Source organism: Streptomyces sp. NPDC049577 (assembly GCF_040675635.1).
Taxonomy (GTDB): Bacteria; Actinomycetota; Actinomycetes; order Streptomycetales; family Streptomycetaceae; genus Streptomyces.
This window is the reverse complement of the sequence record NZ_JBFAPH010000107.1, coordinates 1-18,316: the sequence shown is the minus strand read 5'-3', so window position 1 is coordinate 18,316 and position 18,316 is coordinate 1. Positions and strand designations below refer to the sequence as shown.

General features: G+C 73.9%; 13 protein-coding genes and 1 pseudogene. 5 read left to right on the top strand and 9 right to left on the bottom strand.

The features are described from left to right. Positions 1-1,721, bottom strand: a 1,721-nt coding sequence (locus AB0K09_RS14655) for a DUF5682 family protein (RefSeq protein ID WP_366065714.1), incomplete at its 3' end; no start/stop codon positions are given. Next, complete coding sequence (locus AB0K09_RS14650; RefSeq protein ID WP_366065713.1) at positions 1,718-2,818, bottom strand: AAA family ATPase; 1,101 nt, start codon at positions 2,816-2,818, stop codon at positions 1,718-1,720. The genes AB0K09_RS14650 and AB0K09_RS14655, both read right to left, overlap by 4 nt. Positions 2,819-2,945: 127 nt before the next feature. Here AB0K09_RS14650 and AB0K09_RS14645 point away from each other — a divergent pair, with 127 nt between their 5' ends. Both AB0K09_RS14645 and AB0K09_RS14640 read left to right on the top strand, forming a co-directional pair. Next, positions 2,946-4,325 carry an SWIM zinc finger family protein gene (locus AB0K09_RS14645; protein WP_366065712.1) on the top strand — a complete coding sequence of 460 codons (1,380 nt, stop codon included), beginning with the start codon at positions 2,946-2,948 and terminating at the stop codon, positions 4,323-4,325. Between the two features lie 89 nt (positions 4,326-4,414). Beyond that, positions 4,415-6,007, top strand: a complete 1,593-nt coding sequence (locus AB0K09_RS14640) for a DUF5691 domain-containing protein (RefSeq protein WP_366065711.1) — start codon at positions 4,415-4,417, stop codon at positions 6,005-6,007. A gap of 81 nt (positions 6,008-6,088) precedes the next feature. Here AB0K09_RS14640 and AB0K09_RS14635 read toward each other — a convergent pair whose 3' ends face one another. Then, on the bottom strand, positions 6,089-6,505 hold the full coding sequence (locus tag AB0K09_RS14635) for a cobalamin B12-binding domain-containing protein (RefSeq protein WP_366065710.1): 417 nt from the start codon (positions 6,503-6,505) through the stop codon (positions 6,089-6,091). 382 nt (positions 6,506-6,887) lie between these two features. Between AB0K09_RS14635 and AB0K09_RS14630 the strand changes: the two genes are divergently transcribed. Together AB0K09_RS14630 and AB0K09_RS14625 are read left to right on the top strand one after the other, a co-directional pair. After that, positions 6,888-7,787 carry an alpha/beta fold hydrolase gene (locus AB0K09_RS14630; protein ID WP_366065709.1) on the top strand — a complete coding sequence of 300 codons (900 nt, stop codon included), beginning with the start codon at positions 6,888-6,890 and terminating at the stop codon, positions 7,785-7,787. A 182-nt stretch (positions 7,788-7,969) separates the two neighbouring features. Then, positions 7,970-9,571, top strand: a complete 1,602-nt coding sequence (locus AB0K09_RS14625) for a M23 family metallopeptidase (protein ID WP_366065708.1) — start codon at positions 7,970-7,972, stop codon at positions 9,569-9,571. Positions 9,572-9,760: 189 nt separating this feature from the next. On the opposite strand, the gene pcrA is transcribed toward AB0K09_RS14625, so the two are convergent. After that, a complete protein-coding gene (gene pcrA, locus AB0K09_RS14620; protein ID WP_366065707.1) occupies positions 9,761-12,232 on the bottom strand; it encodes a DNA helicase PcrA in 2,472 nt (823 codons plus the stop codon). 104 nt (positions 12,233-12,336) lie between these two features. Then, a complete protein-coding gene (locus AB0K09_RS14615) occupies positions 12,337-12,690 on the bottom strand; it encodes a hypothetical protein (RefSeq protein ID WP_366065706.1) in 354 nt (117 codons plus the stop codon). 277 nt (positions 12,691-12,967) lie between these two features. Between AB0K09_RS14615 and AB0K09_RS14610 the strand changes: the two genes are divergently transcribed. After that, positions 12,968-14,050 (top strand): NlpC/P60 family protein, encoded by a 1,083-nt coding sequence (locus AB0K09_RS14610; RefSeq protein WP_366065715.1) that lies wholly within the window; start codon positions 12,968-12,970, stop codon positions 14,048-14,050. Positions 14,051-14,078: 28 nt separating this feature from the next. Here AB0K09_RS14610 and AB0K09_RS14605 read toward each other — a convergent pair whose 3' ends face one another. The 4 genes and pseudogenes from AB0K09_RS14605 to AB0K09_RS14590 all read right to left on the bottom strand — a co-directional run. Beyond that, entirely contained in the window at positions 14,079-15,194 is a 1,116-nt protein-coding gene (locus tag AB0K09_RS14605) for an alpha/beta hydrolase-fold protein (RefSeq protein ID WP_366065705.1), read from the bottom strand. 130 nt (positions 15,195-15,324) lie between these two features. Then, the gene (locus AB0K09_RS14600; RefSeq protein WP_366065704.1) at positions 15,325-16,032 is read right to left on the bottom strand and encodes a response regulator transcription factor; all 708 of its coding nucleotides are present in this window, start codon (positions 16,030-16,032) and stop codon (positions 15,325-15,327) included. After that, positions 16,032-17,330 carry a PspC domain-containing protein gene (locus tag AB0K09_RS14595; protein ID WP_366065703.1) on the bottom strand — a complete coding sequence of 433 codons (1,299 nt, stop codon included), beginning with the start codon at positions 17,328-17,330 and terminating at the stop codon, positions 16,032-16,034. Before AB0K09_RS14595 ends, AB0K09_RS14600 begins: the two co-directional genes overlap by 1 nt. A 102-nt stretch (positions 17,331-17,432) precedes the next feature. Then, positions 17,433-18,316 (bottom strand): annotated as a pseudogene (locus AB0K09_RS14590) (hypothetical protein); the annotation flags it as partial.

The window sequence follows — 18,316 nt, the reverse complement described above, 5'->3', positions numbered from 1 at the left end:
CGCTGCCGATCATGACGAGCTGGGTGACGCGCTTCTCCGAGCGCGCCCACGGCGAGCGGTAGAAGCGCAGAGCGCACGGTCCGGACGAGGGCGGGCAGCGCCTGGGCCAGCTGGGCGACGTCCGTATCGAGGGCGGCGCGGTCGGCGAGGGCCCGCATGACGACGGGCAGGGCGCCGGAGAGGCCGGCGTGCAGGCACCGCTCCGCCAGGGACGTGACGCCGGCGAGGGTGCCGGCCTCGCCCGCCGCCGCCTCGGCCCGCGCGGTGGCGGCGCCCTCGACGGTCGTGCCCCAGGCGGCGGCCTCGGCGATCCGCACCGACAGCTCCGGCTCCCAGCACAGCCGCCAGCCCTCCCGGAACGTCCCGAGCCCGCCGCGCGACCGCGCCGGCTCCCCCCAGCCGACCCCGAGCAGCCGCAGCCGGTGCAGCAGCCTGCTGCGGGCGGCGTCGGTCTCCTTGCGCAGGTCGAACTCGACGTCGCGGGCGACCGCCTCCGGTTTCAAGCGCAGGCTCCGCAGCAGCCGGTCCAGGTCCCGCCGCAGCGGGGTGGCGGGAGCGGTCTTGGGGACCTCGCCCAGCACGTCACCGATCACCAGCCGGTCCCGGACGAGCGCGAGGGGGACGTCGGAACCGTCGCACATGACCGCGCGGACGGCGTCCAGGGTCTCGGCGAGGCCGGCGAGCGGCCGGCCACGCAGGGCGGCCAGGCTGCCGGCGAGCCGCACCGCTTCGATGACGTGCGCCGAGGAGACGGGATGGTCCTCCTCCCGCAGCAGCCGGGCGACCGTGGTCATCCAGCGCTCGACGGGCCGGTCGGGCGCGCGGAACAGATGCCCGTACCAGCCGGGCGAGGCGATCCCCGCGCCGTAGCCGCTGTGGCGGGAGAGGCGGCGATGGGTCCAGGGGACCCAGGAGATCTCGGCCTTGACCTTGGGCAGGCCCTTGAGCAGCTGCCGGTCCGCGGTGACGGTGCGCTCCCTGCCGAGGCCGAGAGCGGGGACGTGCCAGGCACCGCAGACGACGGCGACGCCGTCCCCGAACTCCCGCCGGGCGGCCCGCAGCTTCAGCCGCATGTGCGCCTCCCGGACGGGATCCCGGCCGTCGCCGGCCTCCCCGAACACGCTCCGCAGCTCGGCCATGGCCTCGGCGACGGCCCGGAACGGCTCCAGGGCGTCACCCTCGCCCTCGCCGTCCGGCCCCGCGGTTCGCCGGTGTTCGACGGTGTCCTCCCACCACGCCTCGGGGTCGTCGTACCCGGCGGCGGCCGCCAGCGCGGCGAGCGGATCCGGACGCGGGTGCGGCCCCTCGCCGGGCACGGCGCCGCTCTCGTCGGTGCCGCCCGTGCCGCTCGTACTGTCCGTGCCGTCCGTGCCGTCCGCGTGACGGGCGTTCAGGGCGAGCGTGTGGGACGCGGGCAGGTCGATAAAACGGACGGGGACATCGTGGGCGAGGGCCCAGCGGATCGCGGCCCACTCCGGGGAGAACTCGGCCAGCGGCCAGAAGGCCGCGCGGCCGGGGTCGTCCGCGGCGTGGGCGAGGAGGGCGACGGGCGGGCGCATGCCCTCGTCGGCGGCGAGGTGGACCAGGGGGTCGGCCTCCGGCGGCCCCTCGATCAGGACGGCCGCGGGACCGCACTGGTCCAGGGCGGCCCGGACCGCGCGGGCCGAGCCGGGCCCGTGGTGGCGGACGCCGAGCAGGACCGGCGCGGGCGCGCCGCTCATACCGACACCTCGCGGCACGCGCGGTAGAAGTCCTTCCAGCCGTCCCGCTCGCGGACCACGGTCTCCAGGTACTCCTGCCAGACGACGCGGTCCGCCGCCGGATCGCGCACGACCGCGCCGAGGATTCCGGCGGCGACGTCCGCGGCGCGCAGCACGCCGTCCCCGAAGTGCGCCGCCAGGGCCAGCCCGCCGGTGACGACGGAGATCGCCTCGGCCGTCGAGAGCGTGCCCGAGGGCGACTTGAGCCTGGTGCGGCCGTCGGTGGTCGCGCCCTCGCGCAGCTCGCGGAAGACCGTGACGACGCGCCGGATCTCGTCGATGCCGTCGGGCGCGGCGGGCAGGTCGAGGGAGCGGCCGATCTGGTCGACGCGCCGGGCCACGATGCCGACCTCCTCCTCCGCCGTCGCGGGCAGCGGCAGCACCACCGTGTTGAAGCGGCGGCGCAGGGCGCTGGAGAGCTCGTTGACGCCGCGGTCGCGGTCGTTGGCCGTGGCGATGAGGTTGAAGCCGCGCACGGCCTGGACCTCCTCGCCCAGTTCGGGAACGGGCAGGGTCTTCTCGGACAGGATGGTGATGAGCGCGTCCTGGACGTCCGCGGGGATGCGGGTGAGCTCCTCGACGCGGGCGGTCATGCCCTGCGCCATGGCGCGCATGACGGGGCTGGGCACGAGGGCCTCGCGGCCGGGGCCCTCGGCCAGGAGCCGGGCGTAGTTCCAGCCGTAGCGGACGGCCTCCTCGGCGGTGCCGGCCGTGCCCTGCACGAGGAGGGTGGAGTCGCCGCTCACGGCGGCGGCGAGATGCTCGGAGACCCAGGTCTTGGCCGTGCCGGGCACGCCGAGCAGCAGCAGGGCGCGGTCGGTGGCGAGCGTGGTGACGGCGACCTCGACGACGCGGCGCGGACCGACGTACTTCGGCGTGATGACGGTGCCGTCGGGCAGCGTCCCGCCGAGCAGATAGGTGGCGACGGCCCACGGCGAGAGCCGCCAGCGCTCGGGCCTGGGGCGGTCGTCGGCCGCCGCGAGGGCCTTCAGCTCGTCGGCGAAGGCGTCCTCCGCGTGCGGTCGCAGGGCTTCCGTCTGGATTCCGGGCACGGTCACAACTCCCCCTCGTCGTGCGGATCCGGGATGTGGCAACCACCTTGCACCACGCCACTGACAATCGGCCCCGGCACGGCGAACGCGCTGGTCAGAGCGATTGTCAGTGGGGGGTCGTAGCTTCGTGGGCATGAATGGGCAGGGGGAACGCCTGACGGCGGAAGACGTGCTGGCGCTGGCGCCTGACGCCGCGTCACGCAGGGCGGGCGCCGGGCTCGCGGTGCCCGGGTCGTGGTCGGGCACGGGGGCCCGGGGCGGCGCGGTGTGGGGCGAGTGCGAGGGCAGCGGGAGCACGCCGTACCGGACGGTCGCCGATCTGACGGGCGAGGGCGGGCCGGGCTTCCAGTGCACGTGCCCGAGCCGCAAGTCCCCGTGCAAGCACGCGCTGGGGCTGCTGTTGCTGTGGGCCTCGGGAGAGGAGGCGGTGCCCGGAGTGCCCGAGGGGGCGGGGGCGCCGCCGGGCTGGGCCGGCTCCTGGCTGGAGCGGCGCCGGACGCGGTCCGGGGCCGTGCCGGGGCCGTCGGGGTCGACGCAGCGGAAGGCCGCCGACGGGGAGGCGGCGCGGAAGCGTGCGGAGCGCCGGGCCCGGCGGATCGCCTCCGGGGCCGCCGAGTTGGAGCAGCGGCTGGTCGATCTGCTAAGAGGGGGCCTGGCGGCCGCCTCGGGGGACGGCGCATACGGGCAGTGGGAGGAGACCGCGGCCCGCATGGTCGACGCCCAGGCGCCCGGGCTGGCCGCGCGCGTGCGGGAGCTGGCGTCCGCCGCCGGACCGGGGGCCGGGGCGGAGCGGGCGTCGCGGCTGCTGGAGGAGTGCGCGCTGCTCCACACCCTCAACCAGGGCTATATGCGCCTGGACCGGCTCCCGGAGCCGCTGGCCGCCACGGTCCGCACCCGCGTCGGTCTCACCACGGACGCCGCGTCCCTGCTGGCCACTGGTCCGCTCGTGCGGGACCACTGGCTCGTCCTCGCCCAGCGGGACGCCGACGACGGCCGTCTGATCACCCGCCGGATCTGGCTGTACGGCCGGGGCACGCGACGCATGGCGCTCCTCCTCTCCTACGGAGCGGCCGGCCGGGCGCCCGAACTCTCCCTGCCCGTCGGCCTCTCCCTCGACGCCGACCTGGCCTTCCACCCCTCCGCCCGCCCCCTGCGCGCCAGCCTCGGCACCCGCCACGCGACCCCCGTGCCCTGCACGGCCGCACCGCCCGGCGGCGACGCGGCGGCGGCCCTGCGCGCCTACGGCGAGGCCCTGCGCGACGACCCGTGGCTCGATTCCTGGCCGGTCGTCCTCTCCCCCGTGATTCCGCTGCCGGACGCACGCCTCGGCTGGCAACTGGCCGACGCCCGGGGCGAGGCGGCGCTCCCCGTCGATCCGCGCTGCGTGGACCGCACGGGCCTGTGGCAGCTCGCGGCGATATCCGGCGGCTCACCGGTGACGGTCTTCGCCGAATGCGGCCACCGTGGCGTGGTCCCGCTGGCGGCGTGGGGGCCGGAGCCGGTGGCGCTCTGACGCACCGGGCCTGCCGGTGCCCGATCCGCCCACCGGGCGTCGGCACGCGGGACGACGCGGAAGCCACCACACACGCGAAAGGCAAGCGCATGACCTCCAGCACCTGGGACGAGCTCGTCAGCTCCGCCCTGCTCGGCACCGAGCGGCGCACGCCGCCCGCGCCGCCGCGCCCCGGGCAGGACGCCGCGGCGGCGCTGCTGGACGCGGCGGCCGTACAGACCGTGCAGCGGCGCGCCGCCCTGCTGCCGGGCACCGCCGGGGCACGGCCGGCCCCCGCCCCGCGGGACCCGCGTCCACCGCTGCCGCCCGCCGCGCGGCAGCGCCTCGCCCTGCTGCTCGCGGACCGGGCGGCCGGCGGCGGACGGCACGGCGCCTCCCCCGATCTCACCGAGCTGCTGCCGCAGTGGTTCGAGGCCGCCAACGGCCACGGATACCGCGCCCCGGAGATACTGCTGCCCGCCCTGCTGGAGACGGCCCGGGCCCGCAGCGACCTCCGGACGCACGCCCTGGCCCTCGCCGGGCCCCGGGGCCAGTGGCTGGCCCGGCTCAACCCGCAGTGGAGGTACGCGCTGCGCTGCGGCGGGACGGGCGCGGGCGCCGTGGCGGCAGGTTCAAGCCCGGTGGCCGTGGAGCGCGTCTGGGAGGAGGGGCTCTTCGCGGAACGCGCCGCCGTACTGACGTCCGTCCGGCGCCAGGACCCGGCGGCCGCCCAGGCGTTGCTGTCCGGGACGTGGGACCGGGAGCGGGCCGAGGACCGGCTGATGTTCCTGGACTGTCTGCGCGAGGGCCTCTCCCCCGCCGACGAGCCCTTTCTGGAACGGGCCCTGGACGATCGCAGCCGCAACGTCCGCGCCCTGGCCGCCGAGCTGCTGTCGGCCCTGCCCGGATCGGCCCTCGCGGCACGGATGGCCGAGCGGGCGCGCGGCTGCGTGGCCCTGGACCGCACAGGCGGCGCGGGCCCGCGCGTGGTGGTGGAGGCGCCGCCCGAGTGCGATGCCGGCATGCGGCGCGACGGTGTCGTCCCCAGGCCGCCGTCCGGCCGGGGGGAACGGTCCTGGTGGCTGACCCAGTTGGTGGAGGCGGCACCGCTGGGGATCTGGTGCGAGCGGCTCGGGGTGGCGAGCGCGGCAGCGGCGGTGGCCCTGCCGGTGGCCGACGGCTGGCAGCCGGACCTGCACGCAGCCTGGTGCCGGGCGGCCGTGCGGCAGCGGGACGCCGAGTGGTCGCGGGCGCTGCTCGGCCCGGCCACCGAGCCGCCGACGCCCGAAGGCTCCTCCTGGAAGGACCCGGCCAGACTGCTGTCGGCGCTGGATCCGCAGGAGCGGGCCGCGTGGGTCGCGGAGTTCGTCGCGGCCCACGGCCTGTCGGACGCCTTCCGGCTGCTCGGCGTGTGCGCCGTGCCCTGGGCGCGGCCGCTGGGCCGGGCCGTGGTGGACGCCCTCGACATCGCCCGGGACGCCGGCAGCTACCCGTGGAGCTTCAGCGGCGTCATGGGCCTGGCCGAACGCTGCCTGGACCCCGCCGAGGCGGACCGGCTGACGCCCCTCACCACCCTCGCGGGCGACCCGGAGGATCCGTACGCCGCGCCGGGCGCCCCCGGGTACTGGTCGGAGGCGTTCCAGCGCCTCGTCGCCACGCTGAGGCTGCGCGCCACGATGCGGGACGAGCTCATACCGGGCTGACGGGCGGGCCGGCGGGCGAACCTGCGGGCCGGCCCGGCGGCCCGGCCGATGGGACCCGCCCGGCTGGGGCCCGCCTGCGGATCAGGCCTCGGCCGGCGCCGGCCGCACGTTGGCGTTGACCCACTCGACGATGGCCGCCGTCGTCGCGCCCGGCGTGAAGATCTCCGCGACGCCCAGTTCCTTGAGCGGCGGGATGTCCGCCTCCGGGATGATGCCGCCGCCGAAGACCTTGATGTCCTCCGCGTCGCGCTCGCGCAGCAGCTCTATCACCTTGGCGAAGAGCGTGTTGTGGGCGCCCGAGAGGATGGAGAGGCCGATGGCGTCGGCGTCCTCCTGGATCGCGGTGTCGACGATCTGCTCGGGCGTCTGATGGAGTCCGGTGTAGATGACCTCCATGCCGGCGTCGCGCAGCGCCCGCGCGATGACCTTGGCACCGCGGTCATGGCCGTCGAGGCCAGGCTTGGCCACCACCACGCGGATCGGACCGGTCACTCCCATCACTGCCTCCAGATACGTACGCGTGTACGCGAGGTTCTCCGCGCCCGGAAGCGGACGGGAGATGTGAACGAACGTTATCGCCAGGTCTCCAGCATCCCGCAAGCCGCCGTTTCGCGGTGGAGAGCGAGGGGGAAATCACACGTGGGACATCACGTTCGCTACGCACCGCTTCCGCATCCCGCGTCTCACGGGCCGCAGCCGCGCCCGGATCGCCGGGCCGCCGGACTGCGCGGCGGTAGCCAGGGGAGCCGCGACGAGCCCGCCGTACCGCCGCGCCGTCAGCCGCGCGGCACAGCGGTGCGGCAGGCAGCGCACAGCTGCTGCCCGCTAGTGACACATGGGGGAAGAGCCGTCTTCCCGTGTGCTGTTCGGGAGGTCGGCCATGGGGGTCTCGTCCATCTGCCGCACCCTTGCGCGCTCCCGCGCGCTCGGCCGTCCGTCGGCCGCGCTGGCGCGCTCCACGGTGCTCGAGCTGGTCATCCTCGCCGTGCATGTCCTCCTCTACCCCACCGGCCTCACCCAGGAGCGCCGGCCGCCGCCCCTGCGGCTGACCGCGCGGGCGGACCTGCCGGTCCACCCCGGCGACACCGAGGGCACGCCCGGCGGCGGGATCGAGCCCGGCGGCACGCCGGCGCCGGGCCACGACGAACGCCCGCCCGTCCTGCTGCTGCACGGCTTCATCGACAACCGCTCGGTCTTCGTCCTCCTGCGCCGCTCGCTGTGCCGGCACGGCTGGCAGCACGTGGAGACCCTCAACTACTCGCCGTTCACCCGCGACCTGCGCACCGCCGCCACCCTGCTCGGCCGGCACATAGAGGAGATCTGCGCACGGACCGGGCAGTCGCGCATCGACATCGTCGGCCACAGCCTCGGCGGTCTGGTCGCCCGCTACTACGTCCAGCGGCTCGGCGGCGACACGCGCGTCCGCACGCTCGTCACCCTCGGCACGCCGCACGGCGGCACCCTCGTGGCCCCCCTGCTCACCGCGCATCCCCTGGTGCGGCAGATGCGCCCGGATTCCGATGTCATAGCCGAGCTCGCGGCACCCGCCCCGCATTGCTCGACGCATTTCATCAGTTTCTGGAGCGACCTGGATCAGATCATGGTTCCGGTCGAGACCGCCCGAATCGACCACGCCGATCTCCACGCCCGCAGCGTGCGGGTCAGCGGTGTCGGGCACCTCGCCCTGCCGGTGCACGCGGCGGTGGCCGCCGGCATCCGGCAGGCCCTGACCATGGAAGAGACCCCGGCAGGGGCCTCGGGGGCGGTCTCGGTCGCCTGACAAGTCGAACGCATATCGAACGTCAAGTCGAATCTACGGGGTTCAGTCCACCGAAAGGCGGCTAAATGCCCAAGCCTTGACCACTCGAAACGTGACGAAGATTGTCGCCGTCGCATACCGCCGGGTACAGTCGCCGCTAATTCTCCTGTTCTCCTGCTGCCAAGGCGGAAATGGAAGTGGTGGTGAACGACCGTCACCCGTCGGCGGGCCCCGGCCCGACCGTTCCCGCTCCCGATGGCTCTTCCTACGGGCACTACTCGTCGTACGAGCAGCAGGGCTACGCCGCCGGATACGACGGCCACGGCACCGGGCAGTACGAGACCCACCCTTCGGGCCAGTGGGACACCACCAGTTCGTGGGGCTCCAGCGGCCACACCCAGGTCTGGGACTTCAGCGGCGTCGACACATACGGCGCGGGATACGACACCGGGCATTACGGCACGGGCCTGCACAACACCGGCCAGCACTCCACCGGCCAGCACGGCACGTCCGGGCAGTGGGACACCTCCGGGTGGGGACACGCCCAGGGCGAGAGCTGGGGCGGCGGCACCGGCAGCTGGGGAACGAGCGGCTCGTACGACACCTCCGGCTGGGCGCACTCCCAGGACGGCAGCTGGGGAGACGGCCTGAACACGGGCGCGTACATCCCCGCGCAGCCCCAGGCCGGCGACACCCACGACGGCGGTCTGCACCAGGCGGCGACCCAGACGTGGGACACCTCCGCTTACGCGCAGGAGTGGGACGCGGCCGCGCATTCCGGTGAATGGAACACGGCCGGTGCCGGTCAGACCCAGATCTGGGACACGGGTTCGTACGCTGCGAACATGACCGAACCCGAGGCGCAGGCCGGGCCTGAGGTCAGCCCGACCCCGACGCTCATGACCGACCTCTCCGGCGTCGACCTCCCGGACGGCGCGGCCGTCGCCGCCGCCGAGACGTGCACCATGTCGGTGCTCGCCCCGGAGGAGGACGACGAGCACGACGTCACCCCCGCGTCCGCCACCGCTTCCGCCACGCCGTCGACCCGCGCCGGCCGCCGCAGAACGGCCCCGGCCGCGCGAGCCGGCTACCGTCCGCGCCGCAAGGCCCTGCTCACCGTGGCCGTTCCGTCGGTCGCCGTCATGGGCGTGGCCGGAATCGCGGCGGCTTCCGTCATCACCACCGGCGACAAGGGCGGCGAGCACACCACGACGGCGTCGGCACCGGACCAGGCCGTCAAGCTCTCGGCGGCCAACAGCAAGCTGGACACCCAGCTCGCGGGCCTGAGCAAGGGCGCCGACGACTTCGCCACCCGCGCGAGCCGCACCCAGGAGCGCATCGACCTCAAGGCGCGCCAGGACGAGGATCGCAAGCGCAAGGCGGAGGAGGCGGCCCGCAAGGAGGCCGAGCGGCCGAAGTTCTCGCTCCCCGTCACCCAGCACGGGCTGAGCGCGTACTACGGACAGGCCGGCGTCAACTGGATGTCGGTGCACACCGGCATCGACTTCCCGGTCGCCTACGGCACGCCGGTCATGGCGGCCACCGACGGCACGGTCCGCACCCAGTACAACGTGGCCTACGGCAACATGGCCATAGTGACGGCGCCCGACGGCACCGAGACCTGGTACTGCCACCTGAGCAGCACGAAGGTGCGCTCCGGCAAGGTCAAGGCCGGGGACGTCATCGCGTACTCCGGGAACTCCGGCAACTCCACCGGCCCGCACCTCCACTTCGAGGTCCGTCCCGGTGGCTCGGCCGTGGACCCCCTCCCCTGGCTCCGCGCCCACGGCCTGGACCCGACGTAACCCCACGCCCAAGGGGGCGCCCCGAAACGGGCGCGGGGAACTGCGCGCTCAACCAGGAACGGTCCGCACCCGGCCACCGGGTGACGCGCCCCCGAAAGGGGCGCGGGGAACTGCGCGACCGGCCGGCCCCGGCCCGCACCCGGCAAGCGCAGCCCCCGCCAACGGCCCCAGCGGCCCCAGCGGCAAGCGTTAAAGCTTCTCCACCGGCGCATAGCGCAGCAGCAAGCGCTTCGGCTTCTCGTCCCCGAAGTCGATCGTCGCCTCCGCGTTGTCCCCGCTGCCCTTGACGGCGACGACCGTGCCGAGCCCGAACGAGTCGTGCGTGACCCGGTCGCCGATGACCAGGGACACCACCGGCCGGTCCTTGGCCCGGCGCGTCGCGAAACCGCTCGGCCCGGCCTTGCGGCCGCCCAGTCCCATGCCGCCCGTGCCGCCGCCCCCGCCCGAGCCGCCGCGCGCGGAACCGACCGCGCCCATCGTCGCCGACGGCGTCGCGGGCCCGGTGCGCCGCCAGGTCACGTACTGGTCGGGGATCTCCTCCAGGAAGCGCGACGGCGGGTTGTAGGCAGGCTGGCCCCAGGCGCTGCGCATGCTCGACCGGGTCAGGTAGAGCCGCTCGCGGGCCCGGGTGATGCCCACGTAGGCGAGCCGCCGCTCCTCCTCCAGCTCCTTGGTGTCGCCGAGGGCGCGCAGGTGCGGGAAGACGCCGTCCTCCATGCCGGTCAGGAAGACGACCGGGAACTCCAGGCCCTTGGCGGTGTGCAGGGTCATCAGCGTGATGACGCCCGTGCCCTCGGTGTCCTCGTCCGGGATCTGGTCGGAGTCGGCGACCAGCGCGACCTTCTCCAGGAACTCCGCCAGCGTGCCCGGTTCCTCCTCGGTGCGCTCCTGCTCGAACTCGAGCGCGACGGCGGCGAGCTCCTGGAGGTTCTCGATCCGGGTCTCGTCCTGCGGGTCGGTGGACGCCTGGAGCTCGGCCAGATAGCCGGTGCGCTCCAGGACCGCCTCCACGACGGTGGCCGGACCGGCCCCCGACTCGGCGATCGTGCGCAGCTCCTCCATCAGGACGTTGAACCGCTTGACGGCGTTGGCCGAGCGGGCGGCCATGCCGTACGCCTCGTCGACGCGCCGCAGCGCCTGCGCGAAGCTGACCTTCTCGCGCAGGGCCAGCGCGTCGATCATGGCTTCGGCCCGCTCGCCGATGCCGCGCTTGGGCACGTTGAGGATGCGCCGCAGCGGGACGGTGTCCTCCGGGTTGGCCAGGACGCGCAGGTAGGCCAGGACGTCACGGACCTCCTTGCGCTCGTAGAAGCGCACGCCGCCGACGACCTTGTAGGGCAGGCCGACGCGGATGAAGATCTCTTCGAAGACACGCGACTGGGCGTTGGTCCGGTAGAAGACGGCGACGTCGCCGGCCTTGGCGTCGCCGGCGTCGGTCAGCCGGTCGATCTCGTCGGCGACGAACTGCGCCTCGTCGTGCTCGGTGTCGGCGACGTAGCCGGTGATGGCGGCGCCGGCGCCGGCCTGGGTCCACAGGTTCTTGGGCCGGCGGTTCTGGTTGCGCTCGATGACGGCGTTGGCCGCGTTGAGGATGGTCTGCGTGGAGCGGTAGTTCTGCTCCAGCAGGATCGTGGTGGCGTCCGGGTAGTCCTCCTCGAACTGGAGGATGTTGCGGATGGTGGCGCCGCGGAAGGCGTAGATCGACTGGTCGGCGTCACCGACGACGCACAGCTCCGCGGGGCCCTCCTCGCCGGCCGTGCCGGGCGTGCCCACCAGCTCGCGCACCAGCGTGTACTGGGCGTGGTTGGTGTCCTGGTACTCGTCGACCAGGACGTGCCGGAAGCGGCGCCGGTAGTGCTCGGCCACGTCCGGGAAGGCCTGGAGCAGGTGGACCGTGGTCATGATGATGTCGTCGAAGTCCAGGGCGTTGGCCTCGCGCAGCCGCGCCTGGTACATCGCGTACGCCTCGGCGAGCGTCTTCTCGAAGCCGTCCGCGGCCTGCGCGGCGAAGGCCTCCTCGTCGATGAGCTCGTTCTTGAGGTTGGAGATCTTCGCGCTGAAGGACTTCGGCGGGAACTTCTTCGGGTCGAGGTCCAGGTCCCGGCAGACGAGCGCCATGAGCCGCTTGGAATCGGCGGCGTCGTAGATCGAGAAGGAGGACGTGAAGCCGAGCTTCTTGCTCTCCCGGCGCAGGATGCGCACGCAGGCGCTGTGGAAGGTCATCACCCACATCGCGTGGGCGCGCGGGCCGACGAGCTGCTCGACGCGCTCCTTCATCTCGCCCGCGGCCTTGTTGGTGAAGGTGATCGCGAGGATCTGGCCGGGGTGGACGTGGCGCGCGCCCAGGAGGTGGGCGATGCGGTGGGTCAGCACCCGGGTCTTGCCGGAGCCGGCACCCGCGACGATGAGCAGGGGCGAGCCGGTGTGCACGACGGCCGCGCGCTGCTGGTCGTTCATGCCGTCCAGCAGCGCGGCGGGGTCCACGACGGGCCGGTGGGCGCCGTCGCGGTAGTACGCCTCGCGGGGCACCGGCGCGTCGAAGGCGCCGCCGAAGAGGTCGTGCGGAACGGGCTCCGGGGCCGCGTCCTCCGGAGGCGGCGGGTGCTCCTCGTCCGCGGGGCCGAGGTCCGCCAGGAAGCTGTCGTCAAAGAGGCTGCTCATCGCCTCCCGAGTCTAGGCGGCCCCACCGACAGCCGGTTCCGCTTCGGCCGGCCTGTGACGTACGTCCCCGTCGACGGCCCGGATCGTGCTCGGGTCCGGTGTGCTCAGGTCCACAGGACGGCGATGAAGATGTTCGTCGCGGTCAGGGCGCCGACCGTGCCGAAGGCGGCCGCCTCGACCTTCTCGTCGTCGCGCTTCACGTAGACCAGGGCGAGGATCACGACCAGCAGCGCGAGCTTCACGCCGATCTTGATGTTGTTCACCGTGTAGTCCTGCGCCTGGTTGAGGCCGACCAGCGCGGCACCGGTGACGAGCATGGTCAGCGCGCCGTGCAGCATGCCGGGGACCATGCGCGCCTCACCCCGGCCCATGGCCTTCATCTGGGTGAGGAAGCCGCCGAGCAGCGCGGCGATGCCGATGATGTGCAGGCCGACGACGGCGTGAATCAGTACGTCCATGAGGACCGACCCTAGCCGGGGCCTTAGCACCGTCCGGCGGGGAGGTCCGGGTGGATCATCACTTTGATCATGTATCGGCCGATCCCTCGACCGAGCGCCCCGGATGCCCGGCCACCAACGATCGCCAAACAGCAGATTGCGGGCATTACCGGTCATGCCCGTTTCCGCGGCACATCGAGGTTTAGCGTCCTCCTCCAGACGGCGGCGGCCCGCTCCATCCCCCTCGCGCGGGCCGTCGCCGGGCAGCATCCGCGACCGGAAGGAAGTGACGGCCACCGTGGCGTCGCACCGCAAGCCCAAGCAGAACCCGCTCACCGGGAGCACGGTCCGGACCGCGGCCACCCTCGCCCTGGCGGGGGCCGCGACCGCGACCGTCCTGGAGGGCACCGGTCACGCCGCGCCCCAGCTCACCCCGGCCCAGGTGAAGGTCCAGGTCGCCCGGTACTACCAGCAGGCCGAGGTGGCCACCGAGCAGTACAACGGGGCGAAGGAGAGGGCCGACCGGGCCCGGGCCGCGCTGAGCGGGCTGCAGGACGAGGCGGCCCGCAAGACCGAGCAGCTCAACGCGGCCCGCGACGCCCTGGGGGCCTTCGCCCAGGCCCAGTACCGCGAGGGCGGCATGCCCGAGGGGGTGCGGCTGGTGCTCTCCTCCTCGCCGGACCGCTATCTGGAGCGGGCGTCCCTGGCCGACCGTGCGGGCAGCCGGCAGGCCGCCGCACTCTCCCGGGTGCGGCAGGAGCTGCGGGGCGTCCAGCAGATCCGTACGACCGCGGGCGCCCGGCTGGACGAACTGCGCGCACAGGAGGCGTCGCTCGCCCGGCACAAGCGGGACATCGAGACGAAGCTGGGCGAGGCCCGGCGGCTGCTGGACGCGCTGCCGAGCGAGGAGCGCGCCGCGGCCGCGGACGACTCGGCGGACGGGACCGACGGTTCGGCGCTCGGCCGGACCGCCCCCGCCGCCGCCCGGGCCGTCGAGGCGGTGGCGGGCGGCGCCGCGCGGACGCCGTCCTCGTCACGGGCCGCGGCAGCCGTCGCCTTCGCGTACTCCGCACTCGGCAAGCCGTACGTCTGGGGCGCGACCGGACCGTCCGCCTTCGACTGCTCGGGGCTCACGCAGGCGGCCTGGCAGGCGGCCGGCGTCTCGCTGCCGCGCACCACGTACACGCAGATCAACGCCGGCCACCGGGTGTCCCGGGACCGGCTGGCCCCGGGCGACCTGGTGTTCTTCTACTCGGGCATCAGCCACGTCGGCCTGTACATCGGCGACGGACGCATGATCCACGCACCGCACCCGGGGGCGCCGGTGCGGATCGCGTCCATCGACGAGATGCCGTTCGCCGGGGCGTCCCGCCCGGCGTGACCGCCCCGGGCGTGACAGCCCGGCAGGGCTAATGCCGCAACTGCTTGGTCAGCCAGCGGAAGACGTCGGGCACCTGATGGCGCCACACGGCCGTGCCATGGCCGCCCGCGCCGGCCGGGATCATGGTCACCTGGACGGTCGTCGGGGGCTTGGCCGCCTGCTTGATCGCCATGCCGCCCTCGTAGCCGTCGCCCTGGGCGCCGGAGATGAAAAGGGAGAGGTGCGGCGGGGCCGGGGCGCGCTCGAGCATCTTGAGCGGGTTGTTCGCGTCCCGCAGCCCGGGCGTTCCGGCCGTGAGCGAAGCCGGCTCCTGGGCGGGGTCGTTGTAGCCGGACAGGCTCACGCCGGCCCGGTAGCGGTCCGGGTGGGCGATGGCGAGCCGGGCCGCGCAGTGGGCGCCGGCGGAGTAGCCGGCGACGGCCCAGCTGTCGGGCTTGTCCTCGACGCGGAAGTTGTCGAGAACCATCTTGCGGACGTCGACGCTCAGCCAGGTATCCGCGTTGACCTTCCCGGGCACGTTGGCGCAGCCGGTGTCGACGTCGCCGAGCAGGGTGGTGCGGGGCGCCACGATGATGAACGGGGCGACCTCGCCCTTCGTCATCAGCGGCTTGAGCTGGGTGTTGACATTGAGGCTGCCGAACCACGCCTTCGCGGAGCCGGGGAAGCCGGGCAGCACCTCGACGACCGGGAACGTGCGGTCCCGGTACGCCGGGTCGTCGTACTGGGGCGGCAGCCAGACGTAGACCTCGCCCTCCACACCGGATATTCGGCCCTTGAGCTCGGTCTGCCGTACTCCGGGTCCCATCCGGGAGTCGGTGGCCGGCGTGAACTTCTGGACCACCTTCGGCTCGTCCTTGACGGACTTGCCGCCCGTGCCGTCCGGGCCGAGGTCGGCCGCCGCCCGGACGTGGTCGCCGGTGCCGAGCAGATCGGCCCAGTTGTCGAAGAGCCCGTTGGTGTTGTTGACGATCACGAAGACCAGGACTATCGCGGTGACCTGAGCGAACAGCAGCATGAGGAACCGCGTCACCAGCCGCAGCGGCCGGGGCCCGCCGACTCTGCCCCACAGCGTCAGCGGCAGGGCGAGGGCCACCACGACCAGGACGATCGCGGTCAGGAAGAAGGGCGTTCCCGTCAGACTCACGCCCGTCTAGAGGGGCTGGCGCACGACGCGGTTCCATGGTTACATAGCGTAATCAGGCAACTTCGCAGCGCGTTCACAGGGGGAGCTCGTGCCGCACCATGCCCACCGGACCGTCCCGTTCCGCCCGCCGTCAGACCAGCCGGCGCGCGGTGGCCCACCTCGTCAGCTCGTGCCGGTTGGACAGCTGGAGCTTGCGCAGCACCGCCGAGACGTGGGATTCCACGGTCTTCACCGAGATGAAGAGCTGCTTGGCGATCTCCTTGTACGCGTATCCGCGCGCGATCAGCCGCAGCACCTCGCGCTCGCGCTGGGTGAGGCGGTCCATGTCCTCGTCGACCGGCGGCGCGTCCGTCGACGCGAACGCGTCGAGCACGAAGCCGGCCAGCCGGGGGGAGAAGACGGCGTCCCCGTCCTTCACCCGGAAGATCGCGTCGATCAGATCCACGCCCGTGATCGTCTTGGTGACGTAGCCCCGGGCGCCGCCCCGGATCACCCCGATGACGTCCTCGGCCGCGTCGGACACCGACAGTGCCAGGAAGCGGACCGGCGCCTCGGCGTCGGCCATCAGCGCCGCGCTGCGGCGCAGCACCTCCACGCCACCGCCGCCCGGGAGATGGACGTCCAGCAGGACGACCTCGGGCCGGGTCGCGGTGATCACGGTGACCGCCTGGTCGACGTCGGCGGCCTCGCCGACGACCTCCACGCCGGTCCGGTCCGTGGCCCCGATCTCGGCCTGCACGCCCGTGCGGAACATCCGGTGGTCGTCCACCAGCACGACCCGCGCGTGGCGCTCCGCCGCGCCCCCGGCCGTACCCTCGGCCGAACCGTTCGTCGTCATCACGCCTTCTCCGCCCTCTCCATCTCCAGCTCCACTTCGGTCCCCCCGTCGGGCGCGGAGCGCAGTCGCGCCGTGCCGCCGTTGCGCTGCATCCTGCCGATGATCGACTCCCGGACGCCCATCCGGTCCTCGGGCACCGCGTCCACGTCGAAGCCGGGCCCCCGGTCCCGTACGGAGACGAAGACCGTACGCCCCTCGACCTCGGCGTACACCTGGACGGCGCCGCCCTGGCCACCGTACTTGGCCGCGTTGACCATGGCCTCGCGGGCGGCCTGCATCTGCGCGCCCAGCCGTTCGTCCAGCGGGCAGTCGCCGACCACGACGACCTCGATGGGCACGCCGTGGTAGTCCTCGACCTCCGCGGCGGTCGCCTTCACGGCCTCGGCCAGGGTCTGCGGCTCCTCGGCCTCGTCCTTGCCGCGGCCCTCCGGGTTGTACAGCCACGCGCGCAGTTCGCGCTCCTGGGCGCGGGCGAGCCGCGCGACCTCCCGGGCGTCCTCGGCGTTGCGCTGGATGAGGGTGAGCGTGTGCAGCACGGAGTCGTGGACGTGGGCGGCGACCTCGGCCCGCTCCTGCGCGCGGATGCGCATGGTCCGCTCGGCGGAGAGGTCCTGGGTCATCCGCACGACGGAGGGGCCCGCGAGCAGGGCGATGCCGACCAGTACCGCCAGCGACGCCTGCAGCACGGTGCCCAGGTGCTCGGCCGAGCCCTGGAGCACGACGATGCCCGTCACCCCGACGCCGACGAGCAGCACACCGGCCGCGCCGCGCGCCAGCGGCAGCACGCGCTTGCTGCGGCCGACCTCCATCCAGTGGGCGCGCCGCGCGTTGTCCGCCTGGCGCCAGACCATGGCGACGCCGGCGCCGATCAGGACCAGGGGCCAGATGTAGGCGTTGGCCCGGCCGAGATGCAGCCGGTCGATGAAGATCGCCGCGCCGACGATGAGGGCGAGCAGGGCGAAGACCTGGCCCCGGTCGGGCTTGCGGGAGAGGATCCTGCGGCGGCCGTCCGCGCCGACCTCGGTGACGGCGGCGCGGGGCGCCTCGACCCCGCCGACCCCGAGCGGCACGACGAACCAGAAGACGGCGTACAGCAGCGGGCCCATGCCCTGGGCCATGGCGAGGGCGAGGAAGACCAGGCGCACCCAGGAGACGGGCACCCCCAGGTGTCCGGCGAGTCCGCGCGCCACGCCGCCCAGCATCCGTCCCTCGGCGCTGCGGTAGAGCTTGCGCTGGGGCGGGCCGGCGGGATCGGCGGGCGGGTAGCCGCCCGCGGTCCGGGGGGTGGCGGTGGTCATGCCACAGATCGTCACATGATCAGGCGCGGCACGGCATCAGGGGCGTCCCTGAGGCGACCCGGGGATCGAGTCCGGGCCCGGGGCCGGGGCCGGGGTGCGGGATCAGCGGTCCTTCTCCGCCGCGGGGACGAAGCCGTCGCGGAGCACGTCGAAGATGTGCTTCTGGCGGTCCCAGTCGGCGTCCGGCGCGGAGAAGTAGAGGGCGTACTCCTTGCCGCCCTCGCGTCCGAAGCCGAGGTCGACGGCCCGGAAGGCGCGGGCGCGGCCCGAGAAGGTGTACTCCCACACCGCCGCCGACTGGCCGCGGAAGCTCGTCGGCTGCATCCGTTCCCGCTTGTACGCCTTGTCCCGTTCCTTGACCTGTTCCTCGACGTCCTTGAAGTGCTGGACGGGGTCGGGGCTCGCGAAGTCCAGCGCGTTGACGCGGATGCCGAGCAGGCCCGTGCGGTCCGTGTAGATCGCCTCGGTGGTCGAGGTGCTCGTCTTCCGGGTCCACCCGTCGGGGACGGGGAAGGAGATGCCCAGCTTCTCCTCCTTGACCACGTGATAACCGCGCGGCGGGGGCGGCGGGCTCCAGGTGGACGCCGTCGGCGGTGTGCCGATGCGGCCGGGGGTCGGCGTCGCGGGCGCGGCCGGGGCCTCCTCGCCCTGGTCGCCGTCCATCAGCAGGACATACGCGCCGAGTGCCAGCCCGGCGACGAGCACGGCCGTCACCACGCCCCACACCAGGGGCTTCCGGGCGCGCGGCGCGCCCCGGCGGGACGTTTCGGCGGGCGGGGCGGACGCGGTGGGCGTGTCCGGGTGGCCGGCCGGGAGGTCGCCGTGGGCAGGCCGGTCGTCGCGCGGCGCGACGACCGTGGCGGGCTCGCCTCGCAGCGCGGCGGTGGGCGCCGACAGCGTGCCGTCCGGATCCGGGCCGCCGCCGGCCGCGGGCGTCCTCCCAGGACGTGTCCGGTACGGCCCGCAGCCGATCGCCGAATCCTTCC